General features: G+C 67.0%; 5 protein-coding genes and 1 pseudogene. 1 reads left to right on the top strand and 5 read right to left on the bottom strand.

Annotation, left to right across the window (positions count from 1 at the left end; all coding sequences use genetic code 11):
• From HNP51_RS13680 to HNP51_RS13670, 3 genes are all read right to left on the bottom strand, one after another.
• Window positions 1–119: transposase (locus tag HNP51_RS13680; protein WP_184271532.1), on the bottom strand; the 119-nt coding region annotated here is incomplete at its 3' end.
• Between the two features lie 220 nt (window positions 120–339).
• On the bottom strand, window positions 340–735 hold the full coding sequence (locus HNP51_RS13675; RefSeq protein WP_184271528.1) for a hypothetical protein: 396 nt from the start codon (window positions 733–735) through the stop codon (window positions 340–342).
• A 242-nt stretch (window positions 736–977) separates the two neighbouring features.
• Complete coding sequence (locus tag HNP51_RS13670; RefSeq protein WP_184271525.1) at window positions 978–2,276, bottom strand: SLC13/DASS family transporter; 1,299 nt, start codon at window positions 2,274–2,276, stop codon at window positions 978–980.
• A 94-nt stretch (window positions 2,277–2,370) separates the two neighbouring features.
• On the opposite strand from HNP51_RS13670, the gene HNP51_RS13665 reads away from it, so the two are divergent.
• Entirely contained in the window at window positions 2,371–3,231 is an 861-nt protein-coding gene (locus tag HNP51_RS13665; protein ID WP_184271521.1) for a hypothetical protein, read from the top strand.
• Window positions 3,232–3,266: 35 nt separating this feature from the next.
• Here HNP51_RS13665 and nhaA read toward each other — a convergent pair.
• Both nhaA and HNP51_RS13655 read right to left on the bottom strand, forming a co-directional pair.
• Window positions 3,267–4,370 (bottom strand): annotated as a pseudogene (gene nhaA, locus HNP51_RS13660) (Na+/H+ antiporter NhaA); the annotation flags it as partial.
• Between the two features lie 264 nt (window positions 4,371–4,634).
• Window positions 4,635–6,119: a SulP family inorganic anion transporter gene (locus HNP51_RS13655; RefSeq protein ID WP_184271517.1), complete on the bottom strand. Its 1,485-nt coding sequence runs from the start codon at window positions 6,117–6,119 to the stop codon at window positions 4,635–4,637.
• Between the last annotated feature and the right edge of the window lie 49 nt (window positions 6,120–6,168).

Below are 6,168 nucleotides of genomic sequence, written 5' to 3'. Positions count from 1 at the left end.
TTGTAAAAGGTCGCCGAGCTGACCCCGTGACGCCGACACACCTCCGCCGTCGTCACACCGGCCTCCTGCTCCCGCAGAATCCCGATGATCTGCTCTTCCGTGAACCTTGATCGTTTCATTCTGTCCGTCCTTCGTTAGGGCGGACTCTAGCTATTCCTGGAGGAGTTTCAGCGGGTCACGTCAAGGTCGTTATGGTGGACTGCGTGGGCGACGGAATCGGCTGCCGGATGGCGAAGGGTCGGGGCGCCAGGGCCTGTCCGGCAGTGGCCTCTGCTGCTGGAGGCGCGGCCGATTGCGCGAGCGCAATCAAGGGAAACCTTCAATGAAGGGCAGGAGGACCTAGCCGAGCATGGCCCAGATCAGGATGACGCCTCCCAGGACAGACGCGGGTGCGATGAGGCTGACTGCGCCCGCGGGAATACGTCGCGCCCACCAGACGGAATAGGCCGCGTGCCATCGCCGAGGCAGCACTGCGATAGCGGCGGCTGAAAGGATCAAAAACCAACCGATGGGCGAGATGATCTCCGGAAATTTCGACACGGGTGCGGCCAACACCAGGGCGGTCCCTGCGAGGGCTCTCAGAGCCATCTCGCCGAAATGGATGAGGTTGTCGCCGCCCAGTCGCGCCAAGGCTTCGAGTTCGAGGCGCGGAGCGGCGATCATGAACAGGCCCAGGGCGACCAGCCAGACGCCGACGCCTATGGAGAAGGTTTGTGCGACCGCAAAGAGCATCATGACCTCCAGTCGTTGGAAGAAACCCTATCATGCGGGACCTTCGGTCGATCAGGCTTTCAGAAAGGCTAGACGATCATCCGTGCGGCCGGGTGCGATTTCCAGAATTTCACAGGTCGCCATGTCATGGTCGACGAACGGGGCGGCGGCCATCCGCTTGGAGGCTCCCCTGGAGGGGGAGTTTGAGGGGCTGTGATCCTGTCGCTAAAGGCTCTGACACGCTGCTTCGGACCGATGCTCAGGCGCTAGAAGGGGAAGAAAATGGGGATCGCGATCACGCCGACCAGCCATGTGACCAGGTTGAGCGGCACGCCGACCCTGACGAAGTCCATGTATTTGTACCGGCCCACCTGAAAGACCAGGACGTTGGTCTGATAGCCGAAGGGGGTGGCGAAGGCGGCGCTGGCGGCCATCATGACGGCGATCAGAAAGGGGCGGGGCTCCACGCCGAGACTTTCCGCCAGAGCGACGGCCACCGGGGTGATCAGGACGGCGACGGCGGCGTTGGACAGGAGCTCGGTCGCGAACAGGGTGACGCCATAGAGGATGGCCAGGGCTGCCAGGGGACCGAAGGGGCGGATGACGTCGATCAGCAGGGCCGTCCCGGACGCCGCAAGTCCCGTCACCTCGATGGACAGCCCGACCACCACCATGCCGGCGATCAGCAGCAGCACTTCAGGGCGCAGGCCGGCGTAGGCCTCCTCGGGGCTGATGACCCTGAGCAGGATCAGAAGGACCGCCCCGGCGAAGGCGGCTGCGGCGATGGGGGCGACGCCCAGCGCTGCGGCGAGAATGACCCCGACGAAAACGGACATCGAGATCAGGGCGCGCTTCAGGTCAAAGGGCCGGTCGACGGCGAACAGCTCGAGATCGCCCATGGTGCCGTCCCCGGTCTGGGCATGAGGCGACGGGCCGCCGGGCGCCGGGTCCTCGGCTCCCGCCAGGAGGCGTCCTCCGAGCAGGAAGAGGTAGAGCCCGCCGGCGGCGGCGATAATCAGGGCGACCGGCGTGATCTCGAACAGGCTGAACAACGGCTGGCCGGCATTGCGGGCCATGTCGTTGACCAGGAGATTGGTCGAGGTGCCGATTAGGGTGCAAGCTCCGCCCATGATGGTGATGTAGCTGAGCGGGATCAGGAAGCGCTTGGGCGAGAGGTTGAGTGAGTGGGCGACGTCCTTCACCACAGGTGCGGCGAGCACGACGATGGGGGTGTTGTTAAGGAAGGCGGAGGCGCCGCCGCAGAGGATCATGACGATCCACAGCCCGAAAGCGCCGAGACGGGCGCACAGGCGCGTGGCCTGACGGATCAGCAGACCCAGCAGGCCGGAGAGTTCGATGGCGTAGGCGATCACGAACAGGCAGGCGAGGGCGATGACGGCCGGACTGGCGAAGGCGGACTGCACCTCGACGGGTCGGATGACGCCCAAGACCAGCAGGGCCGCGGCCGCCGTCAGGGCGGCGACGTCCGAACGGATACGGCCGTGGATGAGGACGCCGACGACGAGCACGAGGACGACCAGGGCCGCGATCTGATTGAAGTCCATCGCCGTTGGAAGACCTGTCTTCGCCCCCCTTGGGAGGCTGATCTGTCCCCTTCTAGGCGATATCCGTGCTATTCCCATCACCATGATGCGCGAGATGGGTGATTTCCAGGGGCCGGCCTTCCCCGCGCGGCGCTTCGGCGTGATCGCGGCGGCCCTGCTGCTGGCGCAATGCGATCGCCCGGACGCCATTGAGGCGCCCGCGACCCCGTCGGTCGCAGCGCTGTCCCCGCCCCCTGAAAAGATCGTGGTCGTGGTTCCGCCGGCGCAACGCGCCGCCCTGTCGCGCAGCGACATCCTCGTCGCCGCCGCTGCTGCGGCTTCGGCCTATGCGTCCGGTCAGCTCCTGCCGGGGGAGGGCCTGGTCGGACGCCGGTTTTCCGTGCGCCTTCCTTTTGGTTGCGGCGGTCCGGACGCCCTCGACGAGCTCGGTTCGGCGGACGGTCTGGCGCGCTGGTCCTGGAGCAAGGACCATCTTGCTGCGCGGTTGTCGATGACGCCGGCGGACTGGAAGACGTCTCCTCTGATCGCGTCGACCGGCGCTGAAGCCGAATGGGAGGCGGTCGACGGGTTCTGGCTGTCGCGGCCCTGGATGACCGCAGACGCCTGCCCCCAGGTCGCGTCTAATCCCCTGGCGACGTTCGAAAACAGCGTTTCGCCCCAGACAGTCGGTCTGGCTGCCGTGTTCGAAAAGGGCGGGTCGCGCATCGGCCGCCGCAGCGGTCGAGCCTACGCCTTCACGCGCCGGTTCGAGGCCGGTCAGGTCCCGGCGCCCCCGCCGGATGGCTATCGCCTGCGGCTTGAGGGGCGGGTGGGGGCCTTCCCCGGCGGTCGCGCCGTCCGGTGCCTGGCGGACGGGCCTGACCAGCGACCGACCTGCGTCGTCGCCGTCGTTCTAGACCGGGTCGCCTATGAGGATGCCGCGGGCGGACTGCTGAGCGAATGGCGGCCGGGCTAGGTGCGGCGAACGACGTCCGTGCGGCAGGCTCTCCTTCAGCGATCTTCCTGTCTGGGCGCGCGGTAGCGACGCATCAGGAAGGCCGCGCCGACCAGGGCCGACAGGCCGGATCCGACCAAGACCCCGAGCTTGGCGGCCTCTTGCTGTCCGGGACTCGAGAAGGCCGACAGGCCGATGAAGAGGCTCATGGTGAAGCCGAGGCCGCAAAGCACGGACACCCCATAGAACTGCCGCCATGTCGCCCTGGCCGGGAGGTCGGCGATGTTTAGCCGGATGGCGAGCCAGGACGCGCCGAAGACGCCGATCTGTTTTCCAAGGAAGAGGCCGGCCGCCACGCCCAGCGGAATCGGCGCCAGCAGGGCGGCGAAGGAGGTCCCCGCAAAGGAGACGCCGGCGTTGGCGAAGCCGAAGATCGGAACGACGACGAAGGCGACCCAGGGCTGGAGCCCGTGCTCCAGCCGGTGGAGCGGCGATGCGACGTCCTCGACCGCGCCGGGCGTCCGGCGCAGCGGGATGGTCATGGCCAGGGCCACCCCCGACAGCGTGGCGTGGACGCCGGATTGCAGCATGAACCACCACAGGGCGGCGCCGACAATCAGATAGAGGACGAGAGACGTCGTCTTCGTCCGGTTGAGAAGGATCAGGACAGCGACCGCCCCGCAGGACGCCGCCAGCGCCCAGGGCGTCAGATTGGCTGTGTAGAAGACGGCGATGATCACCACTGCGCCCAGGTCGTCGATGATCGCTAGGGCGGTCAGGAAGATCTTCAGCGAGGCGGGAACCCGCGAGCCGAGCAGGGCCAGGACGCCCAGGGCAAAGGCGATGTCGGTCGCCGCGGGAATCGCCCAGCCGTGGAGGGCGGTCGAATCCTGCCCTTGAACGGCGACATAGACCAGGGCCGGGACCGCCATGCCGGCCGCGGCGGCGATGCAGGGGAGGGCGCGGCGGGACCAGGTCGCCAGTTCTCCATCCAGCATCTCGCGTTTGATCTCGAGTCCGACCAGAAGGAAGAACAGGGCCATCAGCCCGTCGTTGACCCAGTGCAGGGCGTCGAGGCCACCGAGCGGGGCGTGCAGCGCCGCGAGATAGGCGTCGGAGATCGGCGAGTTGGCGACGGCGAGCGCCAGGCCGGCGGCGGCGAAGCAGGCTCCGAAGGGCTGATCGAGGCCGCTTGCGACGGGTCAAACCGTGGCTCCCAATATCCGGACGACCATACCCCTGGGCCAGGGGCGCCGTCCTGTTCCGCCATGCCGCGTCGCGGTTCGTGACGGCCAGCGGGGAGCGGGGCGCCATTGTCCTCGATCCACCGTGGGTATCGACGCAAACGCGCGAAACCCTTCCTTGATGCAGAGGGGCGTCGCGCGACGTAGGAAACGGAGGCCGGTCTCCGCTCCGGTCGGAGGTCAGTGCGCCGCGGCCCCCGACGGCAGATGGTCTTTCTCGAAACGCCCCACACGCTCGATCAGGGTGCGTCCGGCGGCGTTCAGGCCGATGACGTCGACGGCGGCCCCCTGCCGTCGGTAGCGGAAGACCACCTTGTCCACGGCGGCGACGCCGGTCACGTCCCACAGATGGGCGTCGCTCATGTCGATCTCGACCCGTTCAGGGCGTCCGTGATGCTCGAATCCGGCGGCGAAAAGTTCGGCGGAAGCAAAGAAGAGTTGGCCTGAAACCCTGTAGCGCAGCACGCCGGGTTCGGGCGTCGGGATCTCGGACACCACCAGGGTCTTGCCGACCTTGCGCATGAAGAAGATCGCCGACAGGACCACCCCCAGGACGACGCCCTTGGACAGGTCGTGGGTGGCCACCACCGCGCCGGTCGTGGCGATCATGACCACGGAGGATTGCAGCGGCGCCGAGCGCAGGTTGCGAATGGAGCCCCAGTCAAAGGTCCCGACCGAGACCATGATCATGACCGCCACCAGGGCCGCCATCGGAATGCGCGCGACCCAGTCCTGAAGGACCAGGATGAGGAACAGCAGGAAAAGGCCGGCCCATAGGGTCGAGAGCCGGCCGCGTGCGCCGGAGGTGACGTTGATCATCGACTGGCCGATCATGGCGCAACCCGCCATGCCGCCGAAGAAGCCCGACGCGATGTTGGCGATGCCTTGGCCACGGGTTTCCTGGTCCTTGTCGGAAGGCGTGTCGGTGATGTCGTCGATCAGGTTGGCGGTCAGCAAGCTCTCCAGCAGACCCACGAAGGCCAGGGTGGCCGAAACGGGGGCTATGATGGCGAAGGTCTCCCACGTGAGGGGAACCATGGGCAGGTGAAACATCGGCAGGGTCGAAGGCATCTGCCCCATGTCGCCCACCGTTCGTACGTCCAGCCCCGTCCAGATGACGAAGCCGCTGAGCAGGATGATGGCGACCAGGGCGGACGGCACGGCGCGGGTGAGACGCGGCAGGCCGTAGATGACGGCGAGGCCTGCGGCGACAAGCGCGAAGGTGGGCCAGTCAGCGCCGATCAACTCGGGCATCTGGGCCATGAAGATCAGGATGGCGAGCGAGTTGACGAAGCCGGTCATGACGCTGCGGCTGACGAACTTGATGTATCGGCCCAGCTTCAGCAGACCGATGACGATCTGGAACAAGCCGCACAGGATCGAGGCGGCGAACAGGTATTCCAGCCCGTGATCGCGGACCAGTCCGACCATCAGCAGGGCCATCGCCCCGGTGGCGGCTGAAATCATGGCCGGGCGTCCGCCGACAAGGGAGATGGTCACGGCGATGATGACGCTGGCGTAGAGGCCGACGGCCGGGTCGACCCCGGCGATGATGGAAAAGGCGATGGCTTCAGGGATGAGGGCCAGGGCCACGACGGTCCCGGCCAGCAGGTCGCGGCGCGGACTGGCGAGCCATTGCTGACGCGCGGAAGCGATGAGGGTCATAGAGGTTCGTCTTCAGGTCGGCTGCAAGATCCGGCGCTCGGCCTATGTC

Source organism: Brevundimonas bullata, from assembly GCF_014207965.1.
In the GTDB taxonomy this organism is placed as follows: domain Bacteria; phylum Pseudomonadota; class Alphaproteobacteria; order Caulobacterales; family Caulobacteraceae; genus Brevundimonas; species Brevundimonas bullata_A.
Note: the sequence above shows the minus strand (reverse complement) of the source record. Positions and strands in the feature narration are given on the sequence as shown.